Origin of the sequence: Jiangella rhizosphaerae, from assembly GCF_003579925.1 — a bacterium.
Taxonomy (GTDB): domain Bacteria; phylum Actinomycetota; class Actinomycetes; order Jiangellales; family Jiangellaceae; genus Jiangella; species Jiangella rhizosphaerae.
The window spans coordinates 16,485-36,748 of sequence record NZ_QUAL01000024.1; the positions used below are offsets into that span (position 1 = coordinate 16,485).

General features: G+C 72.2%; 19 protein-coding genes. 8 read left to right on the plus strand and 11 right to left on the minus strand.

Annotated elements, in window-relative coordinates; all coding sequences use genetic code 11:
* Window positions 1–2 precede the first annotated feature (2 nt).
* The 4 genes from DY240_RS02955 to DY240_RS02970 are packed head-to-tail and all read left to right on the plus strand — an operon-like array spanning window position 3 to window position 3,920.
* Window positions 3–1,037: an ABC transporter permease gene (locus DY240_RS02955; protein WP_119658478.1), complete on the plus strand. Its 1,035-nt coding sequence runs from the start codon at window positions 3–5 to the stop codon at window positions 1,035–1,037.
* The gene (locus tag DY240_RS02960) at window positions 1,034–1,918 is read left to right on the plus strand and encodes an ABC transporter permease (protein ID WP_119658479.1); all 885 of its coding nucleotides are present in this window, start codon (window positions 1,034–1,036) and stop codon (window positions 1,916–1,918) included. Before DY240_RS02955 ends, DY240_RS02960 begins: the two co-directional genes overlap by 4 nt.
* Window positions 1,918–2,913 carry an ABC transporter ATP-binding protein gene (locus DY240_RS02965; protein WP_119658480.1) on the plus strand — a complete coding sequence of 332 codons (996 nt, stop codon included), beginning with the start codon at window positions 1,918–1,920 and terminating at the stop codon, window positions 2,911–2,913. Before DY240_RS02960 ends, DY240_RS02965 begins: the two co-directional genes overlap by 1 nt.
* Window positions 2,856–3,920: an ABC transporter ATP-binding protein gene (locus DY240_RS02970; RefSeq protein WP_119658481.1), complete on the plus strand. Its 1,065-nt coding sequence runs from the start codon at window positions 2,856–2,858 to the stop codon at window positions 3,918–3,920. The genes DY240_RS02965 and DY240_RS02970 overlap by 58 nt, the downstream gene beginning before the upstream one ends.
* On the opposite strand, the gene DY240_RS02975 is transcribed toward DY240_RS02970, so the two are convergent.
* Entirely contained in the window at window positions 3,880–4,494 is a 615-nt protein-coding gene (locus DY240_RS02975; RefSeq protein WP_119658482.1) for a TetR/AcrR family transcriptional regulator, read from the minus strand. The two genes, DY240_RS02970 and DY240_RS02975, sit on opposite strands and share 41 nt — an antisense overlap.
* Window positions 4,495–5,363: 869 nt before the next feature.
* Window positions 5,364–7,577 carry an MMPL family transporter gene (locus DY240_RS02980; RefSeq protein WP_119658483.1) on the minus strand — a complete coding sequence of 738 codons (2,214 nt, stop codon included), beginning with the start codon at window positions 7,575–7,577 and terminating at the stop codon, window positions 5,364–5,366.
* Between the two features lie 313 nt (window positions 7,578–7,890).
* Between DY240_RS02980 and DY240_RS02985 the strand changes: the two genes are divergently transcribed.
* From DY240_RS02985 to DY240_RS02995, 3 genes are all read left to right on the plus strand, one after another.
* Window positions 7,891–9,495, plus strand: a complete 1,605-nt coding sequence (locus tag DY240_RS02985) for a metallophosphoesterase family protein (protein ID WP_199700703.1) — start codon at window positions 7,891–7,893, stop codon at window positions 9,493–9,495.
* A 108-nt stretch (window positions 9,496–9,603) separates the two neighbouring features.
* Window positions 9,604–10,710, plus strand: coding sequence for a hypothetical protein (locus DY240_RS02990; protein WP_147375180.1), 1,107 nt, complete (start codon window positions 9,604–9,606; stop codon window positions 10,708–10,710).
* A complete protein-coding gene (locus tag DY240_RS02995) occupies window positions 10,710–11,363 on the plus strand; it encodes a hypothetical protein (protein ID WP_119658485.1) in 654 nt (217 codons plus the stop codon). The genes DY240_RS02990 and DY240_RS02995 overlap by 1 nt, the downstream gene beginning before the upstream one ends.
* An 88-nt stretch (window positions 11,364–11,451) precedes the next feature.
* On the opposite strand, the gene DY240_RS03000 is transcribed toward DY240_RS02995, so the two are convergent.
* The 8 genes from DY240_RS03000 to DY240_RS03030 are packed head-to-tail and all read right to left on the minus strand — an operon-like array spanning window position 11,452 to window position 18,509.
* On the minus strand, window positions 11,452–12,177 hold the full coding sequence (locus DY240_RS03000; protein ID WP_119658486.1) for a ZIP family metal transporter: 726 nt from the start codon (window positions 12,175–12,177) through the stop codon (window positions 11,452–11,454).
* A 36-nt stretch (window positions 12,178–12,213) separates the two neighbouring features.
* The gene (locus tag DY240_RS03005; protein WP_199700709.1) at window positions 12,214–12,636 is read right to left on the minus strand and encodes a PIN domain-containing protein; all 423 of its coding nucleotides are present in this window, start codon (window positions 12,634–12,636) and stop codon (window positions 12,214–12,216) included.
* Window positions 12,612–12,911: a type II toxin-antitoxin system Phd/YefM family antitoxin gene (locus tag DY240_RS03010; protein WP_119658488.1), complete on the minus strand. Its 300-nt coding sequence runs from the start codon at window positions 12,909–12,911 to the stop codon at window positions 12,612–12,614. The genes DY240_RS03005 and DY240_RS03010 overlap by 25 nt, the downstream gene beginning before the upstream one ends.
* Window positions 12,912–12,943: 32 nt before the next feature.
* Window positions 12,944–13,870, minus strand: a complete 927-nt coding sequence (locus DY240_RS32695; RefSeq protein ID WP_233552578.1) for a S66 peptidase family protein — start codon at window positions 13,868–13,870, stop codon at window positions 12,944–12,946.
* Window positions 13,867–15,801, minus strand: coding sequence for a dipeptidyl-peptidase 5 (locus DY240_RS03015; RefSeq protein ID WP_199700710.1), 1,935 nt, complete (start codon window positions 15,799–15,801; stop codon window positions 13,867–13,869). The genes DY240_RS32695 and DY240_RS03015 overlap by 4 nt, the downstream gene beginning before the upstream one ends.
* A 25-nt stretch (window positions 15,802–15,826) precedes the next feature.
* The gene (locus DY240_RS03020) at window positions 15,827–17,113 is read right to left on the minus strand and encodes a M20/M25/M40 family metallo-hydrolase (RefSeq protein WP_119658489.1); all 1,287 of its coding nucleotides are present in this window, start codon (window positions 17,111–17,113) and stop codon (window positions 15,827–15,829) included.
* Window positions 17,106–17,942 carry a M55 family metallopeptidase gene (locus DY240_RS03025; protein WP_119658490.1) on the minus strand — a complete coding sequence of 279 codons (837 nt, stop codon included), beginning with the start codon at window positions 17,940–17,942 and terminating at the stop codon, window positions 17,106–17,108. The genes DY240_RS03020 and DY240_RS03025 overlap by 8 nt, the downstream gene beginning before the upstream one ends.
* 6 nt (window positions 17,943–17,948) lie before the next feature.
* Window positions 17,949–18,509 (minus strand): MarR family winged helix-turn-helix transcriptional regulator, encoded by a 561-nt coding sequence (locus DY240_RS03030; RefSeq protein ID WP_119658491.1) that lies wholly within the window; start codon window positions 18,507–18,509, stop codon window positions 17,949–17,951.
* Window positions 18,510–18,541: 32 nt separating this feature from the next.
* Here DY240_RS03030 and DY240_RS03035 point away from each other — a divergent pair, with 32 nt between their 5' ends.
* The gene (locus DY240_RS03035) at window positions 18,542–19,276 is read left to right on the plus strand and encodes an SDR family NAD(P)-dependent oxidoreductase (protein ID WP_119658492.1); all 735 of its coding nucleotides are present in this window, start codon (window positions 18,542–18,544) and stop codon (window positions 19,274–19,276) included.
* Window positions 19,277–19,534: 258 nt separating this feature from the next.
* On the opposite strand, the gene DY240_RS32700 is transcribed toward DY240_RS03035, so the two are convergent.
* Window positions 19,535–20,264 (minus strand): VOC family protein (locus DY240_RS32700; RefSeq protein ID WP_233552579.1); only part of this gene is annotated, 730 nt, incomplete at its 5' end.

Below are 20,264 nucleotides of genomic sequence, written 5' to 3' on the forward strand. Positions count from 1 at the left end.
GCATGGCTGATTCGGCACTGCCGACCGCGCCGGTCCCGCAGCTCGCGCAGAGCGTGCGGGACCGGTCCGGCGTCCGGCGCAGGCTCCGGTACTACGGTGAGAAGCTCGGCGGGTCGCTGGTCTCGCTGTTCGCCGTCATCCTGACCAGCTTCTTCCTGTTCCGCATCATCCCGGGCGACCCGGTGCGGACGATGACGCACGGCCGCCCCGTGACCATCGAGCAGCAGGAGCAGCTGCGCCGCGAGTTCGGCCTGGACAAGCCGCTGGCCGAGCAATTCTGGTCCTACCTGACCGGCGTCCTGCGGCTGGACTTCGGCGACTCGTTCCAGTTCAACCGGCCGGTCACCGACCTCATCGGCGAGCGGCTGTGGCCGACCGTCCTGCTGGTCGGCACCAGCGTGGTGATCTCGGCGGCGCTCGGGTTGTGGCTGGGCGTGCGCGGCGCCTGGAACCACGGCAGCCTGAGCGACCGCGTCAACACCGGCGTGGCGCTGACGCTGTGGTCGGTGCCGAGCTTCTGGCTGGGCCTGATCCTCATCGTGATCTTCGCCTCCGGCGCCGGCTGGTTCCCCACCAGCGGCATGGAGAGCACCGGCGTCGAGGGCTGGGAACGCATCCCCGACGTCGCGCATCACATGGTGCTGCCGCTGGTCACCCTGGTGGCGGTCGTGTACGCCCAGTACCTGATGATCATGCGCTCGTCGCTGCTGGACGAGATGGGCAGCGACTACATCGTCACCGCCCGGGCGAAGGGGCTGCGCGACATCATCGTGCGGCGCCGGCACGCCGTCCCGAACGCGCTGCTGCCCACCGTGACGCTGATCTTCGTCAACCTCGGCTTCGTCGTGTTCGGCGCCGTGCTGGTCGAGACGATCTTCAGCTGGCCGGGCCTGGGCCAGCTGTTCTACTCCGGCCTGAGCGTGCCGGACCTGCCGCTCGTGCAGGGGCTGTTCATCCTGTTCTCCGCGGCGGTGATCCTCATGAACCTGCTGGCCGACCTGCTCTACCCCGTCCTCGACCCACGGGTGCGGCCGTGAACGGGCTCGTGTGGGCGCGGCGACGGCGGACGGCCGCGCGCTTCTGGTCGCAGTTCCGGCAGAACAAGGCCGGCGTGTTCGGGCTGGTCGTGCTGGCGCTGTTCGTGCTGACGGCGCTCCTGGCGCCGGTCATCACGCCCGACAACGCCCTCAGCGTCACCCGTCCGCCGGGGTCGCCGCTGGACGGGCCGAGCGCGGACTTCCCGCTCGGCACCGACCGGTCCGGCCGCTCGATGGTCGACATGATCATCTGGGGGTCGCGGGTCTCGCTGACGGTCGGGTTCTGGGCGACGTTCATCTCGATCGCGTTCGGCACCCTGTTCGGCATCCTCGCCGGGCATTTCGGCGGCTGGGGGTCCAGCCTGCTGATGCGGGTGACCGACTGGTTCCTCGTCATGCCGTCGCTGGTCCTGGGCGTCGCGCTGGCCGCCGTCCTGGGCCGCAGCCTGACGACGATCATCGTCGCGATCGGCGTGACGTCGTGGCCGACGACGGCACGGCTGGTGCGCGCCCAGACGCTGGCCGTCGAGGCCCGGCCGTACATCGAGCGCGCCAGGGCGCTGGGCGGCGGGCACCTGCACGTCATGACCAACCACGTCCTGCCCAACGTCATGCCGATCGTGCTGGCGCAGACAACGCTGATGGTGGGGTCGGCGATCCTGACGGAGTCGACGTTCGCGTTCCTGGGGCTCGGCGACCCGACGACGGCCTCGTGGGGCGCGACCATCCAGGCGGCCCGCGACGTCGGCGCCGTCAGCTCCCGCATGTGGTGGTACATCCTGCCGCCGGGCATCGCGATCGTGCTGGTCGTGCTCGCGTTCACGCTGGTCGGGCGGGCCATCGAGGGCGTGCTGAACCCGAAGCTGAGGGAGCGCCGCTGATGAGCCTGCTCGAGGTCGACGACCTGACGGTCACCTACCGCACCGCCGGCGGCGACGTCCCGGCCGTCCGCGGCGTGAGCTTCGCGCTGGAGGCCGGGCAGAAGCTGGGCCTGGCCGGCGAGTCCGGCTGCGGCAAGTCGACGATGGCGCTGGCGCTGCTGCGACTGCTGCCCAGGACCGCGCGCTACACCGGTGAAATCCGGTTCGATGGTGAGGACATCCTGACGATGTCCTGGGGTCGGTTGCGGGCGGTCCGCTGGGCCGGCGCGTCGATCGTCTTCCAGGGCGCCATGCACTCGCTCAACGCCGTCCAGCGGATCGGCGCCCAGATCGCCGAGCCGATCCGGCTGCACTCGAAGGCGACCGAGGCCGAGATCCGGCGGAGGACCGGTGAGCTGCTCGAGCACGTCGGACTGCCGGCGCGGCGCGCCGACGCGTACCCGCACGAGCTGTCCGGCGGGCAGCGTCAGCGCGTGATGATCGCGATGGCGCTGGCCTGCGACCCGAAGCTGATCGTCGCCGACGAGCCGACGACGGCGCTGGACGTGATGATCCAGGCGCAGATCCTGACGCTGATCGAGTCGCTGGTCGCCGAGCAGGGCATCAGCCTGCTGATGATCAGCCACGACCTGTCAGTGCTCGCCGACACCTGCGACCGGCTGGCCGTCATGTACGCGGGGCGGATCGTCGAGGAGGGCCCGGCGGCCGCCGTGTTCGGCGACGCCCGGCACCCCTACGGCCGGGCGCTGGCGGCGGCGTTTCCCCGGATCGGCGACCCGGCGTCGCGGCGGCGGCCGCAGGGGCTGGCCGGCGACCCGCCCGACCCCGCCGATCTGCCCAGCGGCTGCACGTTCCACCCGCGCTGCCCCGCCCGGCTGGACCACTGTGACAAGCTGGATCCGCGGCTGTGGCCGGCCGGCGACGATGCGCGGGCCGCATGCGTCCACGTCCTGCCCGACAAGGGTCTCTCGCTGGTCGCGAAGGAGTCCGCGTGAGCGCACCGATCCTGTCCGCCGAGGACGTCCACGTCGAGTTCGAGGCCCGCCGCGGCGGCGGCCGCGCTCGCGCCGTCGACGGCGTCAACCTCGACATCGCGCCGGGCGAGATCGTCGCGCTGGTCGGCGAGTCCGGCTGCGGCAAGACGACGCTGGCCCGCACCTTGCTCGGCCTGGAGCGTCCGACGTCGGGCCGGGTGCTGCACCGCGGCACTCCCCTGGCCTACTCGTCGAAGGCGCTCAAGCGGTTCCGCCGCGACGTCCAGCTGGTACTGCAGGACCCGAGCGGCTCGCTGAACCCGCGACACACGGTCTACGACGCCGTCGCGGAAGGGCTGCGCATCCACGGCGACGTCCCGAACGAGCGCGAGCGGGTCGCCGACGCACTGTCCCGGGCGGGCCTGCGGCCGCCGGAGCGGTTCTTCCTGCGCTTCCCGCACGAGCTGTCCGGCGGGCAGCGGCAGCGGGTCGTGATCGCCGGCGCGCTGGTGCTCGAGCCGAACGTGATCGTCGCCGACGAGCCGGTGGCGTCGCTGGACGCGTCGGTGCGCGGCGAGATCCTGGCGCTGCTCCTGCGGCTGCGCGACGAGCTGGGTCTGGCGGCGCTGGTGGTGACGCACGACCTCGGGCTGGCGTGGAACATCGCCGACCGGGTCGCCGTCATGTACCTGGGCCGGATCGTCGAGACCGGGCCGGTGGAGAAGATCCTCACCGCGCCGGAGCACCCGTACACGCAGGCGCTGCTGTCGGTGCTGCCCGACGCGCCCGGCTCCCCCGTCGTCCTGCAGGGCGAGCCGCCGGACCCGACGCGCATACCGCCGGGCTGCCGGTTCCACCTGCGCTGCCCGGTGCTGGCGTCGGGCGCCGCGGCCGCGGCCGGGGTGGACGGCGCCTGCCGCGGCGAGGATCCCGGCGTGCTGGCCGGCGGGACGGCGGTCCAGGCGGCCTGTCACTACGCGCGGACCGTCAGCTCCTCCGCCGATCCGGCTGCGGTAGTCCGGCCCTGAGCAGCGCGAACGCCTCGCCGACCAGCTCACGCAGCGGGCGGTCGGTGCGGCCGAGCACCCAGAGGTCCATGGACGTCTTGACGGCGTGGGCGGCGGCGCCGGCGATGAGGTGCGGATAGAGGTCGCGGTTCGCGTCGGTGCCGGAGCGGGCCGCGATGGCCTCGGCGAACCGGCGGCGCATGGTGTCGAGCGCGGAGAGCTGGCTGGCGATGACGGAAGGGTTCGCCATGACCATCTCGAGCTGCGCGATCAGGCGGGAGTGGCCCTCCGGGCTGTCGTCGAGCGACTCCACGAACACCGCCTGCAGGCTGTCCCAGATGGGCTCGTCGGCCGGCCGCCGCTGGAGCTCGTCGGTGAGCCGCTCCGCCCAGTCGATGATGGAGGCGACGATGGCCTCCTCGCGGCTGGAGAAGTAGTTGTGGAACGTCCGGGGCGACACGTCGGCGGCCGCGGCGATAGCCTCCACCGTGACGTGCTCGACCCCCAGCTCGACGGCGAGCCGGTTGGCGGCGGCGGCGAGGGCGGCACGGGTGGCCGCCTTCTTGCGCTCGCGCAGGCCCACTTCTGCTGTCATGTCAACGACTTTAGCGAAAACTTGCAGAGTCCGCAAAACTGCTGGGTAAGCAAACTTGCGGACGGACCTGGGTTGACTGGGAGCTTCGTGCGCCGGGGTCCACCCCCCCGTCCCCCTGCTGCCCGATTCTCTTGCCGCGCAACCGCGCCTCAAGTCCGCGCGCCTGGTGGTCGGGCTTCGCTGTGGTCGGGGCGCTTGGACTTGACCCGCGGTTCCGCGGCCAAGAACGGGCAGCTATCAGGGGCACGAGGAGGATGTGGGCACGCCTCGGCGTTGGTGTGCCCGTTTCGCACCGTTTGTCGCGCCGTGGACAGCGGTGATCATCCAGGATCGTCTACATCACGAGGATTGCCTGAGCATCAACACCCCTACAGCCCTGGTGAAGCTGGGGTAATCCTCGTGAAGGCCCCCGAATGGCGGCGAAATCTCACCAGGTGGACGCTCAACGACACCAACGCCACACAGTAACGGGGCCAACGCCCCGGTAGCCGTCGCCGCTCTTCCCCCGTCCCCCTGATAGCTGCCCGTTCTTAGCCGCGGGCGCGCGGGTCAAGTCCAAGGCCCCCACCCCACAGCCAGCAGCGAACAGCCAGAGGCCGCGGACTTGAGGCGCGCGCCCGCGGCCAAGACAATCGGGCAGNAGCCAGCAGCGAACAGCCAGAGGCCGCGGACTTGAGGCGCGCGCCCGCGGCCAAGACAATCGGGCAGCAGGGGGACGGGGCACACGCAACGGGGGGACGGAGCCCACGCCGCAGGGGACGGGCCCAACCCCACGCGGAACGCGCCCACGTCGGAACCGTCAGAGCAAACGCCCGGACGGGCGGCCGGGACCTCTCCGTCCGGCCGCCCGTCCTCTTTCACCGGGGGGTCTAGCGCTGGGCCGGCTCCGGCTCCCGTTCCGGCGCCGGCTGGTCCCGGAGCTGGCGGGCCAGCTTCTCGCCCTCGACGTCGACGTTCGGGAGCAGGCGGTCCAGCCAGCGCGGCAGGAACCAGGCCCGGCTGCCCAGCAGCGTCATGACCGCCGGGACGATCGTCATGCGGACGACGAACGCGTCGAACGCGACCGCCGCCGCCAGCGCGAGGCCGACCTGCATGATGACGTCCTCGCCGCCGAAGATGAAGGCGGCGAACACGCTGATCATGATCATGGCGGCCGCGCTGACCACCCGTGCGCCGTGCTGGAAGCCGGTGACGACCGACTCCTTCGGCGACGCGCCGTGGACGTGCTCTTCGCGCATCCGCGTCACCAGGAACACCTGGTAGTCCATGGCCAGGCCGAACACCACGCCGATGAGGAAGATCGGCAGCATGCTGATGATCGGGCCGGTCTGCTCGATGCCCAGCAGGCCGTTGAACCAGCCCCACTGGAACACCGCGACGATCGCGCCGAACGTCGCACCCATGGTGAGCAGGAAGCCCAGCGCCGCCTTCAGCGGCACCAGCAGCGACCGGAACACCAGCATCAGCAGCACGAACGAGAGCCCGACCACGAGCGCCAGGTACGGCAGCAGCGCCTCGGTCATCCGCTCGGAGAAGTCGATGTTGATGGCCGTGCTGCCGGTGACCGAGACGTTCGCCCCGGCCTCGCTGCCGACGGCGCCGACCTGGTCGCGGATGTCGGCCACCAGATCCTCGGTCTCCGCGCTGCCCGGGCCGTACTCGGGCACCACGTTGATGATGGCGGTGTCCTCGGCCTGGTTGAGCAGGGGCGGCGTGACGGTGACGACCCCGTCCAGCTCCTGGAGGGAGCCGGCGACGGCGTCGGCGGCGGCCCGCGGGTCGGGGCTGTCCACGCCGTCGACCACGACCGTGAGCGGGCCGTTGAAGCCGGCGCCGAAGCCCTCGACGGTGAGGTCGTAGGCCTTGCGCTGCGTGCTGTCGGGCGGCGAGCTGCCTTCGTCGGGCAGGCCGAGCCGCAGGTCGAGCAGCGGCGCGGCGAGCGCGAGCATGCCGGCGACCGCGATGGCGAGCACCGGGATGGGACGACGCGTCACCAGCTCGGCCCAGCGTCGGCCCAGGGTGCGCCGGCCCTCGTCGTCGGTGTGCTCGCGGATGCGGCGCAGGCCGGGGATGCGCCCGCCCAGGACCCGGTGCTTGGCGAAGCCGAGCAGCGCCGGCAGCAGGCTGAGCGCGATGACGACGGCGACGCCCACGGTGAGCGCGGCGGCGAGGCCCATCTCCGTCAGCATCGGGATGTTGACGACGAACAGGCCGGCCAGGGCGATCATGACGGTGAGGCCGGCGAACACGACCGCGGACCCCGCGGTGCCGACGGCGCGGCCGGCGGCCTCCTCGCCGTCGCGGCCGATCGCCAGCTCGTGCCGGAACCGCGAGACGATGAACAGCGCGTAGTCGATGCCGACGGCCAGGCCGATCATCAGCGCCAGCGTCGGCGTGCTGGACCCGATGTCCATGAAGCCGCTGGCCGCGGTGATGGCGGACATGCCGATGACGATGCCGAGGATGGCGGTGATCAGCGGCAGACCGGCGGCGATCAGCGAGCCGAACGTGATGATCAGCACGACGGCGGCGACGCCGATGCCGACCAGTTCGGTGCCGGCCGGCTCCTCCTCGCTCATGGCCGCCTCGCCGCCGAGCTCGACCGTCAGGCCGGCGTCACGGCCGGTGTCGGCCGCCGCGGTGAGCGCCTCGCGTGCCTCGTCGGTGAGGTCGAAGAACGGGACGGCGTAGGTGACCTGGGAGAACGCGATGGTGCCGTCCTCGGACACCGTGCCGGCCTGGAACGGGTCGGGCACCTCGGCGACCTGCGGGGCCGTCGTCAGTTCGGCGAGGACGTCCTCGACCGCGGCCTGGTTCTCCGGGTCGGTCAGCGTCTCGCCCTCGGGGGCGGCGAAGACCACGCGCGCCGTCGCGCCGTCGGTGTTGCCGCCCGGGAACCGCTCCTCGAGGAGGTCGAACGCCTCCTGGGACTCGGTGCCGGGGATGGAGAACGTGTCGGACGTGGGCCCGGACAGGGTCGAGGCACCCACCCCGAAGAGCGCGACGAGGCCGAGCCAGATGGCCAGCACCACCCCGCGGCGCCGGTAGGAGAACCGGCCCAGCCGGTAGAGGAATGTCGCCACGAAGACTCCAAGCGTGTGAGAAGAGCGTCGTCAGAACACCACGGCGAACCTGTGAGCAGCCTGAGAGTGACGTGCGCCGCGGCCCACCCCGATGTGAGACTGCGACTACCAGCCTGCCTCGTCCGCAATCTGACACTAACTGACTTCTTGCGTATCGCGCAAATCTTCTTAACGGGCAAGTTTGCTTCCCGGGCATGACGACAGCTCGTCATCTCCGCTTCGCCCGATTCCGGGCCCGTCGTCACCTGCGCCTCCTACCGTCCGCGCCATGACGATCCGAGCGCGCAGACGCGCAGCTGTGACGGCGGCCTTGATGAGCGCCGCGGTGGCCGCCCCGCTGGCGGTCATGGAGACGACGGCGGTGGCCGAGGAGTCGCGCCTGGGCCAGCAGACCCTGTGGCGCGAGAGCTTCAACGGCCTGTCCGGCGCGGTCGCCGGCGACGGCTACACGCACGAGCCGCCGCGAGGCTGGACCGTCGAGGTCGCCCCGGAGATGCGGGCCGGCGGCGTCGACGACTGGCGCGGCTGGTCGTTCACCACCCGCGAGTACTGGACCGCGGCCGAGGACCAGATGCGGTTCCGGTTCGCCCGTGCGGACGACGTCATCGCCGTCGCCGACTCCGACGAATACGACGACGCCGCAGGCGCCGCCGACCGGTTCGACACCACGCTGGCGTCGCGGCCGGTGCGGGTGTTCGGGTTCGACGAGCTGGAGCTCACCTTCGACTCGCACCTGCGGCCGTGGACCGGCCAGTCCGCCACGGTCACCGTCGAGTTCGACGGCAGCGGCGAGGAGACGACGCTGCTGCGCTACGACTCCACCAATACGACGAACGACTACGACGGCGAGCTCGCCAACAGCACCGAGGTGCTGCGCTTCACCGTTCCCGACGGCGCGCGGCAGGCCGTCTTCCGGTGGCGTCTCGACGCGCCGCGGAACTCCTGGTACTGGGCGATCGACAGCGTGGCGGTGCGCACCACCGCCACGCCGACGCCGTCGCTGGAGGACGCGACGTCGCTCTGGGTGGTCAGCGACATCCAGGGTCACCCACGCGACTTCGCCCACGGCCTGCGCGACCTCGACGCCGTCCGGCCCGACGCCGCCGGCCTGCTGATCGCCGGCGACATCGTCCCGACCGGGACGGCTGCGGAGTGGCAGCAGATCCACGACGTGGTGGACGGCGCGGAGGCGGCGGGGATCATGCCGTCGCAGCTGGTGGCGGCGATCGGCAACCACGAGAGCTATGCCGCCGAGTCGTGGGAGACGCTGCGCGACCGGTTCCTCGACTTCGCCGGGCGCGATCGCGTGTACGGCGAGTACGTCCTGTCCGGCGGTGGCGGGGAGGTGCCGGTGCTGGTGATCGGGCAGGAGTTCCCCCGCCCGCCCGAGGTCGGCATGTCCGACGAGCAGGTCGCCTGGCTCGACGAGCGGCTGGACTACTGGACCGCGCGCAAGAAGCAGGTCATCGTCATGACCCACTTCCCGCTCGGCGACACCGTCTCGGCGTCGTGGATCCCGTGGTACCACGAGCACCACGAGCGCAACGCCGAGCTCACCGCCATGCTCGGCGACCACCCCAACGCGATCTTCCTGTCCGGTCACACCCACTACCCGTTCGAGCTCGGCGACTGGGCCGTCCGCCGGCGCGTGCCGGGCGGTCACCCCGACGGCTTCCTCGCGATCAACACCGGCGCCATGCACGTCGAGTGGGACGCCCGCGGCGAGAACACGGCCGGCATCGGCGAGGTCGTCACCCGCGACGTCAACCGCGGCCTCACCATCGACGTCTACGCCGACCGCGTCGTCATCGAGGCGCGCGACTTCGGCCTGGCCGGCGCCTCGGGCGAGAACGGCGTCAACGAGGTGCTCCGTCACCTCGAGGTCGGCAACCCGCTGCTGCACGGCCGGCCGCGCTGACCGCCTCCTGCTCGATGGGTGAGCGTCTGCTGTCGTCATAGCGACACCAGACGCTCACCCATCCATTAGCGTGGGTCGCGGTAGACCGGCACGATGCAGGGCGGCTCCGTGACCACTCCCCCGGACGGCGACGGCGACGGCGTGCGGCACGCCGCGCAGACGCTGCGCGCCGCGAGCGCTGCCCTGCCCGACTCCGCCGACCAACTCGACGCCCGGGTGCGCGGCATCGTCGAAGGCGCCGCGGGCGACGTCGAGAAGGCGGCTCGCCGCGTGGCGGCCGCGCGAGCGGACGGCCAGCAGGAACTCCTGGAGACCGCGCACGAGATCCGGCTGGCCGGCACCCGGATGACCGCCGCCCGCGAGGACGCGTTCGCCGAGGTCGCGCACGTGCTCGGCGAGTACGCCGACGAGATCGGCGCGCTCCTCCGCCCCGCCGACGGCGAGGTGCCGAGGGTCATCTCGATCCAGCCACCGGCGCCGCCGGAGAGCATGGAGACCACGGCCCATGACGCCGCGGTCGTGCAGCAGCACCTGCCGGACGCAGCGGCCCAGAGGCGGGCGATCAACCAAGTGGTCGCCCAGTTCCCGCCGAAACTGCAGGCACTGGCTCGGACGCTGCTGTTCGGGAGGTCGTCGCACGCCGTCCAGCGCCACGGCCATCATCTGCGGCGGGAGGATCAGGTTGCTCGTGTCCAGTGGCGCCTCGATCCCGCGGGGGTCGACCTCTGGCAGCTCCAGGCTGACGGAACCGTGTCGTCGCAGCGCTGGGACGGTGAGCAGCACCAGGTCGGCACCACGGGTGGTCATTACACCTCAGCAGCAGCGGTCGCAAAACCACTGATCGCACTTCTCACGGCCGCCGGGCGCACCCAGGCCGACTTGGACCGATATCTGGACGCCAAGGCGAAGGGCAGATCACGCATCAAGATCTTCCTGCCACCCGCCGACACTGGCATCACTCCGGAGGACGTCTACACGGCACGTGCGCCTGGCACCGACACGGATTCAGGCCAGCGCATGTGGAAACGGGCTCGTGAGGGGTCCATGGACGGGTGGGGCGACCCGCCAGCAGTACGCGACTATGACACCGTGACTCTCGGACGGCATCCAGGGAGCCTGATCATATTGGTGAACCGGCCCCACCAATCGTGGCGCCTGGTGACGAGCTACTTCATGGACGACCCCGAGCACCAGATGACCTATACGGAGCTGTGATGCAGATCAGCGAGAACTTCCGCGAGTGGCGGCAGGAGTTCAGCGACGGCGGAGGCGAGTTGCGTGATGTCTATGTGGAGGCGTGCGAGAACGTCCCGGAATGGTTGGCGAGCAACTTCAACGACATCCGTGCATTTCGTGACGAGTTGGCCGCGCACATTCGCGACTCGTCCGTCGGACCGTTCCCGTCGGAGACACAGTGGACGACTGACGAGATCCTCCGCGACCTCTGGTTCGACGTGTTCGGGGCCGAGCCACCACCGGGCGATCCGTACCCCGTCCCCCGCGAACGGTGGGGCCGGTACCGGATGACGACGTACATGGAGGGCATTCCGTACCGGCATCCCGAGCGTGTCCGTCCGGTGACGAAGGCCTGGCTCGACGCACGCGGCGTGACCATCGAGGATCTGGCGGCGTACTACGAGCCGGGCGCGGAGGTGGAGTACTCGCGGCCGGAGCCGCCGGGATTCCGCAAGCGGCTCGCCGAGCTGACCGCCGCCGGCCGCCGGTTCGGACCCGTGGAAGGCGAGTACGCCGCAGAGGCGCGCGCCGACCTGCTCGACGCCAAGCAGAGCTACCTCGACACCGGCCACGACGAGCAGGCCGCCGGCATCGACAAGATCCTCGCCGACCGGGAGCCGCGCGACGAGTGAGCCGGTACCCCGTCCCGTGATCATCAAGGATCGACCACGCTCCGATGGGGTCGATCCTTGATGATCACGGGACGCTCCCGGACCGGACTCAGGCGAGCGTGCTCAAACCGAACGCCACGCTGAAGCCGAGCACCGTCACCAGCCCGGTGGAGGGGCCACCGAACTCGTAGGCCTCCGGGACCATCGTGTCGGTGAGCATGGTGAGCAGCGCGCCCGCCGCGAACGCCTGGACCAGGGCGACCGTGCCGCCGCCGGCCTCGCCGACGAAGTACCAGCCGGCCCAGGAGGCGACGCCCGCCACCACCGTCGTGCCGGCCCACAGCGTCAGGATGGACCGTCGCGACGTGCCGGACCTCAGCAACCCCGCGGTGGCCGACATCGCCTCGGGCAGGTTGGACAGGAATACCGCGGCCAGCATCGCCACGCTCACCCCGGACCCGGCCGCGAGTGTCGTCCCGAGCACCACCGACTCCGGGATGCCGTCCAGCACCGTGCCGAACGCGATCGCCGCACCCGTGCCGCCGGCCTGCGCGCCGGTGGAGCGCTTGCGGTCGGCGCCGCCGAGACGGTCGATCAGCAGGTCACCGGCGTAGAACGCGACGGCGCCCGCGGTGAGGCCGGCGAGCAGCACCCAGCCGTTGCTCTCGTCGAACGCGTCCTCGACGAGATCGTAGGCGACGGCGCTGATCAGCACGCCGGCGCCGAACGCCATGACCAGCGCGACCAGCCGCTGCGGCAGCGGCCGCGCCATGACGACCAGCGCGCCGATGACCAGCGACGAACTGGCCAGCAGCCCCCACAGCAACGCGCTCACAGCACGTGACGATAGCGGCCGCGGCCCGCGACGACCTCAGATTTCGATCACCTCGACGACCCGGACGACGTCGGCGAAGTCGGCGGGGTTGCGGGTCAGCAGCGGCAGGTGGTGCGCCGCGGCGGTCGCGGCGATCTGCAGGTCCATCCGCCGTGGGCGCGGGTTGCGCCCATTGCGCCGCACGACCGCCGCCAGCGTCCCATAGAGTCGGGCCGCGTCGACGTCGAAGGGCAGGATCTCAAACGCGGTCAGCGCCCGCTCCAACCGCCTCGACCGGGCCAGCCGCTCGACCGGGTCGTCGACATCGAGGCCGTAGGACAGTTCGGCGATGGTGACGGTGCTCAGCGCGCCAGGGGCGGAGGCGTAGGCCCCGAGGTCGATCGAACCCATGTCGATCACTACCGAGGTGTCGAGCAGGACGCTGGAGATGGCGGTCACCGGCGCTTGGCCCGCTCCCACGGATCCTCCAGCGGGTCGTCGGGGCCGAAGATCTCGTCGTCGGCGCGACGCTCGGCCCGCCACCTCGCGGCGTCGATCGGCGGCAGCCGGCGGAACTCCTCCTGCAGCTCGCCGAGGGTCGGCCGGCGACTGTCAGGTGCTCCCGCCTGGTGCGGGATCAGGTCGGCCACCGGCACCCCACGCCTTGTGACGACGAAGGACTCACCGGCCTCGACGCGGCGGATGATCTCCGCGTTGTCATTGCGCAGCTCGCGCTGCCCGATCACCTCGGTCATAGCACAACTATAGCACTCGTGCTACATATGTGCTACGTCAGCGCGGGTGCGTCCAGCGTCAACGTCCCCGCGTCGGCATCCAGGGTCGCGGGCACGCCGAGGGGGATGGTGATGGTCGAGGGGCCGTGGCCGAAGCCGAGCTCCGTCACGATCGGCACGCCCAGCGGACCCAGCCGGTCCAGCATCAGCTCCTCCACCGGCTCGCAGTCGTGCCACGATCCCAGTGCGATGCCGGCGACGCCGTCGAACCAGCCGGCCCGCAGTAGATGCGTCACGAACCCGTCCAGCCGGTAGGCCTTCTCCCCCACGTCCTCCAGCAGCACGATGCACCCGGCCGCCGACGGCCACCCCGTCGGAGTGCCGATCTCGGCGGCCAGCAGCGCCAGGCAGCCGCCCACCGTCACGCCGGAGGCTACGCCCGGCACCAACGCCCGCGCCGACGACGCCCCCAACACCCGCGCCGCACGCGACGACGGCTCGAACAGCATCGATCGCAACGCCGACGCCGTCGACGACGACGTCACGAACGCCTCCGTCCCCACCATGGGGCCGTGCACGGTCGCCACGCCGAGCAGCCGGGCGAACGCCGAGTGCAGCGCGGTGATGTCGCTGTAGCCGACGAACACCTTGGGCTCCACGGCCGCCATCGCCTCCCAGTCGATCAGCGACGACACCCGCTGCACCCCGTACCCGCCGCGGGCGCACAGGACCGCCGCCACCGACGGGTCGCACCACGCGTCCTGCAGGTCGCGCGCACGGTCGGCGTCGGACCCGGCGAGGTAGTCGAACGACGGGTGGACGTCCAGGACGTGCGGCATGACGACGACGTCCAGCCCCCAGGAGCGCAGCACCTCGCACCCGGCGTCGAGCCGGTCCTTGGGCACCGGGCCGGACGGTGCGACGACGGCGACGCGGTCGCCGGGAACGAGCCGGCGCGGCCGCCGCAGCGCCGCCGTCACGACGCCGCCGTGAAGCCGAAGACCTTCGCGTACAGCGCCAGCTCCTTCTCCAGCGCCGTCACGATGGTCTCCTTCCGGCGGAAGCCGTGCTGCTCGCCCTCGAAGGTGACGTACTCGTGCTCGACCCCGAACTCGGCCACGCGCTCGGCGAACCGCGCCGTCGGGCCGGGCGGGCAGACCTCGTCCTCCAGCCCCTGCAGCAGCAGGAACGGGACGGTGAACTTCTCGGGGACGTTGATCGGCGACCGCTCGCGGTACCGCTCCTCCGTCTCGGGCCACGGCCCGACCAGGCCCTCGAGGTACTGCGACTCGAAGTCGTGCGTCTCGCCGGTGCGGAACGCCACCAGGTCCAGCACGGGGTACATGATCGTCGCGCAGGCGAACACGTCCGTGAACGCCAGGGCCGCCGCCGCCGTCCAGCCGCCGGCCGAACCCCCGCGGATCGCCAGCCGCGCGCCGTCGGCGATGCCCTCGTCGACCAGCGCCTTCGCCGCGGCGACACAGTCCTCGACGTCGACGATGCCCCAGGTCTCGCGCAGCCGCTCGCGGTACTCGCGGCCGAACCCGGTGGAGCCGCCGTAGTTGACCTCGACGACGCCGAGGCCGCGGCTGGTGAAGAACGCGACCTCGAGATCGTGCACGATCGGCACCCGGCCGGTCGGCCCGCCGTGCGCGAACACGATGAACGGCGGCTTCTCACCGCCGACGCCACCGAAGCGCAGCCCCGAGGGCGGGTACACGATGGCGTGGACGTCGCGCCCGCCCGGCCCGGCGAAGGTCCGCGCCTGCGGCAGCGGCAGCGACGTCACCGGCACGGACAGCACCGACGGCACCACCGCCGACACCGCACCGACCGACGCCTCGACCACCTCGAACGGCCGCACCGGCGACGCCGCGACCCCGTACACCGTCCGCCCGGACACCGCCAGCGTCGGCGCCCACTCGGTGTGCTCGTCCTCGAGCAGGTCGTAGAGCAGGCCGGTCGTGGTGTCCAGCAGGTTCAGCCGCGCCTCCGCCCGGCCGCGGATCACGGCGACCTCGCCCTCGCCGATCGGCACGAACCAGCGCAGTCCCACCTGCCACAGCGGCCCGGCGAACTCCTCGGCCCGCTCGCACAGCACCTCCGGCTCGGTGCCGCCGTCCTCCGTCAGCCGCACCCGGTGCAGGTTCCACCAGCCGGTCCGATCGGTCGCGATCAGCAGGGCATCCGGCGCCTCCCACTCGGCCTGCGCGATCGACTCCGACGGCCCGCCGGCGACGGTGACGGGCTCGCCCACCGAGCCGTCGGGCAGCACCGCCGCCACCCGCAGCCGCGTCCCGTCCCACGGCATGTTCGGGTGCTCCCAGCCGATCCACGCCAGCCGCCGCCCGTCCGGCGAGGGCCGCGGGCAGGCCAGGAAGTGGGTGTCCTCGACAAGCACCCGCACGTCGCCGGAGCCGTCCAGCGGCACGGCCACGAGCGCGCGCCGCAGGTCCGTCGGCGCGGGGCCGGTGTGCTCCTCGCGGACGCACCAGATCTCGGTGCCCGACGGCGCCAGCACCGGCTCGGCGTACCGCAGCCCCGACGGGATCGACGGCGACGGCGTCAGCGGCGCCGGCTCGTCGCCGGAGCCCGGGACGAACCGGTACAACCGCTGGTCGGAGTACTCGGCGAACACGACGGCGCCGTCGGGCGCCACCACGTACGCCAGCCCGCCGTACTCGTGCACCCGGGTGCGGACGTTCCAGGGCGCCGGCAGCACGACCTCCGGCTCGGCGGCGCCGTCGGGCAGCCGCAGCAGCGCGACCCGGCCGCCCTCCGCCGGCTGCGGGCGCACCCACCACAGGGCGCCGCCGGCATGGCTGACCCAGCCGGGACGGCCGTCGTTCTCGGCGACGATCTCGGCGGACACCGGCGACGGCCAGCTGCCGTACGGTGCGGTCTCGGGCACAGGGCTCTCCCAGCAGAAGACGAGGTCAGGTGGTCAGGAAGCGGTCCAGCACACGGACGCCGAACTCCAGCGCGTCGACGGGCACCCGCTCGTCGACGCCGTGGAACAGCGCCGAGTAGTCCAGGTCCGGCGGCAGCCGCAGCGGCGAGAAGCCGTAACCGGTGATGCCGAGCCGGGAGAACTGCTTGGCGTCGGTGCCCCCGGCCATGCAGACGGGGACGACGTGCGCGTCGGGGTCCTCGGCCCGCAGCGCGTCGGCCATCGCGGCGAACGTCGGCGACGCGGGGTCGGCGGACAGCGCGACCTCGGCGTGCTCGTACTCCCACGTGACCGCGGGCCCGATCAGCGACGCGATGGTCGCCTCGAACTCGTCGCGGGCGTCGGGGACGACGCGGCCGTCGACGTACGCCGTCGCCGTCTCCGGGATGACGTTCACCTTGTAGCCGGCGCTCAGCATGGTGGGATTCGTGCTGTTGCGCAGGACGGCAGCGACCAGCTCGCGCGCCGCGCCGAACCGCGCCACCGTGCCGTCGACGTCGTCGAGGTCGACGGGCACGCCCAGCGCCGCACCGATCGCCTCCAGCGACGCGCGCACCGTCGGCGTCAGTCGCACGGGCCACCGGTACTCGGCCAGCCGGTGCACCGCCCCGGCCAGCGCCGCCACCGCGTTGTCGTGGTTGACCCGCGACCCGTGCCCGGCCCGGCCCTTCGCCGTCAGCTTCAGCCAGGCGGTCCCCCGCTCGCCGGCCGCGACGGGGTACAGGCGCCGTCCGCCGGCGTGGAAGGTGTAGCCGCCGGACTCGCTGATCCCCTCGGTGACGCCCTCGAACAGATCGGCGTGCTTGGTCACCAGCCACGTGGAGCCGTGCTCGGCGCTGGCCTCCTCGTCGGCGGTGAACGCGAGGACGACGTCGCGAGCCGGCCGGCGGCCCTCACGCGCCCAGGCCCGCACGACGGCGAGCATCATCGCGTCCATGCCCTTCATGTCGATGGCGCCGCGGCCCCACAGCATGCCGTCGCGGACCTCGCCGGAGAACGGGTGCACCGACCAGTCGGCGGCCTCGGCCGGCACGACGTCGAGGTGACCGTGGACGAGGATCGGGTCGCGGCCGGGGTCGGTGCCCTCGACGCGGGCGACGACGTTCGCGCGGTTCGGCGCCGACTCGATGAGCATGGCGTCGATGCCGGCCTCGCCCAGCTTCTCGGCGACGTACTCGGCGGCCGGCCGCTCCCGGCCGGTGCCGTCGCCGGGGTTCGTGGTGTCGATGCGGATGAGGTCGGCGGCGAGGGTCAGGACGTCGGGCTCAGCCATAGTGGTTCTCGATGCCGTTCGAGATCAGGGTGGTGACCGCCTTGAAGCAGCGGATGAGGTCGTACGCGGTGGCGGCGGTGTAGCGCACCCGGCGCCCGGCGACGCGTTCCACCGTCGGGACCATGCCGGCGAAGTCGGCCAGCTGGGTGGCGTCGACCTCGATCTCGACGGTGAACGGCCCGCGGCCGGTGGCCGGCTCGTGCCGGACGGCGAGCGCGGCGGCCGCCTTCGCCTCGGCGCGGATGTCCTCGAACGTGCGCGCGGGCGGGCGGCAGCGGGCCGCGTATCGCGACACGTAGTCCTTGACGGCGGCGGTGCGGGCCAGCGGCGCGTACGTGGCGGCGTCGGCGCAAGCGCGGTCGTCGCCGGTGACCAGCACCACCGGCGTGCCGTACTCGGCCGCGACCAGCGCGTTGAGCCGGCCCTCGCTGGCGGGGTCGCCGTCGACCCAGACCCCGGTGATCGAGTTGGGCAGGTAGGTGTGCGCCAGGACGCCCTCGGCGCCGGCGCCCGCGTGGTAGCCGAGGAAGACGACGCCGTCGACGTCGCCGCTCTGGATGCCCTCGACCATGGTCAGCGCCTTGTGCCGGCCGGTGATCATGGTCGCCCGCTCGTCCAGCTGCTCCAGCAGCAGGTTGCGCATGGTCGCGTGCGCCTCGTTGACCAGCACCTCGTCGGCACCGCCGTCGAAGAGCCCGGCGATGGCGCCGTTGACGTCGGAGGTGAACATCGCCCGGCAGCGCTGCCACTGCTCCGTCCCGGGCTCGACGTCCGCGGGCCAGGTGACGCCGGTCGCCCCTTCCATGTCCGCCGAGATCAGCACCTTCATAGGGGGCTACGGTAGCTGGTCTCCCCCCTCGCGCGGCGGACGGTCCTCCGCGCCGAACCGCCGGGTGAGGTCTCCCAGCAGCGTCTTGAGCAGTTCCGCCAGCGCCGCGCGCTGTGCGTCGTCGAGGCCGTCGAGGAGGGTCTCCTCGTGCTCGAGCAGCGCGGCGACGACCCGCTCGTTCAGCGCCCGCCCCTCGTCGGTGAGGACGACGACGGCCGAACGCCCGTCCGCCGCCGACCGCTCGCGCCTGACCAGCCCGGCCGCCTCGGCGCGGGCGATCCGCTGCGAGACCGCGCCCGCGGTGACGAAGCTGCGCGCGGCGATCTGCCCGGGCGTCAGCCGGTACGGCGGCCCGCTGCGGCGCAGCGTGCTGAGCAGGTCGAGCGTCGGATTGTCGATGCCGAGCCGCTCGAGCGTCCGGCGGCGGTCGTCGGCGAGCAGCTGGCCGACCCGCCAGATGCGGGTGATGACGCCGATCGACCCCGCCGGGACGCCGGGCAGCTCGCGCCGCCAGGCCGCCTGGATGCGGTCGGGACCGTCGTCGGCCTCTTCGGGGTATGGTGTCATCGGCAGATACTTTAGCACTAAAGGAGTTTGCGATGAGCGCACGCACGATCGTGGTCACCGGCGGCGGCACCGGCATCGGCCGGGCCGTGGCCGCGGGCTTCGCGGCCGCCGGCGACACCGTCGTGGTGACCGGGCGGCGCCGTTCGAAGCTGGACGAGACAGTCGCCGACCTCGGCCCGAAGAGCAGCGCGGTCGACTTCGACGCCTCCGATCCGGCCGCCGTCGCCGAGGCGCTGGACCGGCTCCCGGCGACCGTGGACGTGCTGGTCAACGCGGCCGGAGGCAACACGGCCTTCGGCCGGCCCGCACCGGAGCCGGGCGACCTCGCCGCCGTCGCCGCGGCGTGGCGGGAGAACTTCGACGCCAACGTGCTGACGGCGGTGCTCGTGACGACGGCCCTGCTGCCCCGGATGCCCGAAGGCGGCCGCATCGTCAGCATCAGCTCGATCGCGGCGCGCCGAGGCGGCGGCAGCTACGGAGCGGCCAAGGGCGCCGTCGAGTCGTGGACGGCGTCGCTCGCGGCCGACCTCGGCCCGCGCGGCATCACCACGAACGTGGTCGCGCCGGGACTGACCGCGGGCACCGAGTTCTTCCAGGGCCGGCTCACCGACGAGCGGCGGCGCAAGAACATCGCCGAGACCATGACCGGCCGCGCGGGCACCGTCGACGACGTCGCGGCGGCCGTGCACTACCTGGCCTCACCCGCCGCCGGGCACGTGACGGGGCAGGTCCTGCACGTCAACGGCGGCGCCTACCTCGGACGTTGAGACGCCTTCCGCGACGGTGACGCCCTTGGCACGCTGGGAGCGAGCCAGTGCGCCCGATTCGCCCCGATTCGAGGAGCGCCGCAGCGTGCCAAGGCTCGATGGCGTGCACGAACGGCATCGAAGCGAGACCTCTGCTCGTGTCGGGAGCACGTCACCCGCCGGGGTACCGCATGGCGGCTCCGATCGCTGGGCATCCGGTTCTCACGCGAGTGAGGTGGCCCACTGACGAGTGATGATCCAGCCCGACCGGCGGCCGGCCTACGGGGCGACGACCTCGACCTCGTAGCCGTCGTCGTTCTCCATGTAGGCCGCGTAATGGTGCGGGCCGCCGGCGTGCGGGTGGCGGTCGGCGAACATGAGGTGCCAGCCGTACGCCGGCGCCTCGGACACGATGCGGTCGACCATCCACTGCTCGGGCACCGCCAGCGCCAGGTGGTTGAGGCCCGGCGCCTTGCGGTCGTAGGCGACCCAGCTGAGGTCCGGCGAGCACTCGATGACGACGTACGGGCCGCCTCCGGGCGCCTGCCAGGACCGGCCGTTCTCCCAGGCCTGGAAGAGGGTCCAGCCGAGCCGCTCGAACAGCCAGCCGAACGAGCGGGTGGCGGCGTCGAGGTCGCGGACCCAGATCTCGATGTGGTGCAGGCCGGTGGACGGCGTGCTGGACGGCGCGAGCGAGGAGTCGTCGACCGACGGCTCGGGTGCCCGCTGGTACTGCTCCGGCTGCTGTGGAGCCGCCGGCGCGGCCGGCTGGACGTAGGAGGGGTCGAGCGCACGCAGCACCGGGTCGAGCTCGTTCACCGCGGAGTCGGTGAGCGGGTCGTACGCCTGGGTGTCGTACTGGCTGGTGCCGTGCGCCGTGCCGTGGGCCGTCCCGTGGGAGGTCTCGTAGTAGGGCGCCGGGTACGACGGGTTCGACGGCGGGCCGGCCGGGCTCGGCGGCGGGCCGTAGCCACCGCCGGCGGGCGGCGGCATGACCGGCGGCGCGGCG

Bases quoted from the DNA above. Each gene is read 5' to 3' on its own strand.
- DY240_RS02955 (WP_119658478.1), top strand. From the start codon at position 3: ATGGCTGATTCGGCACTGCCGACCGCGCCGGTCCCGCAGCTCGCGCAG.
- DY240_RS02965 (WP_119658480.1), top strand. From the start codon at position 1,918: ATGAGCCTGCTCGAGGTCGACGACCTGACGGTCACCTACCGCACCGCC.
- DY240_RS02970 (WP_119658481.1), top strand. From the start codon at position 2,856: ATGCGTCCACGTCCTGCCCGACAAGGGTCTCTCGCTGGTCGCGAAGGA.
- DY240_RS02975 (WP_119658482.1), bottom strand. From the start codon at position 4,494: ATGACAGCAGAAGTGGGCCTGCGCGAGCGCAAGAAGGCGGCCACCCGT.
- DY240_RS02985 (WP_199700703.1), top strand. From the start codon at position 7,891: ATGAGCGCCGCGGTGGCCGCCCCGCTGGCGGTCATGGAGACGACGGCG.
- DY240_RS02995 (WP_119658485.1), top strand. From the start codon at position 10,710: ATGCAGATCAGCGAGAACTTCCGCGAGTGGCGGCAGGAGTTCAGCGAC.
- DY240_RS03010 (WP_119658488.1), bottom strand. From the start codon at position 12,911: ATGACCGAGGTGATCGGGCAGCGCGAGCTGCGCAATGACAACGCGGAG.
- DY240_RS03020 (WP_119658489.1), bottom strand. From the start codon at position 17,113: ATGGCTGAGCCCGACGTCCTGACCCTCGCCGCCGACCTCATCCGCATC.
- DY240_RS03025 (WP_119658490.1), bottom strand. From the start codon at position 17,942: ATGAAGGTGCTGATCTCGGCGGACATGGAAGGGGCGACCGGCGTCACC.
- DY240_RS03030 (WP_119658491.1), bottom strand. From the start codon at position 18,509: ATGACACCATACCCCGAAGAGGCCGACGACGGTCCCGACCGCATCCAG.
- DY240_RS03035 (WP_119658492.1), top strand. From the start codon at position 18,542: ATGAGCGCACGCACGATCGTGGTCACCGGCGGCGGCACCGGCATCGGC.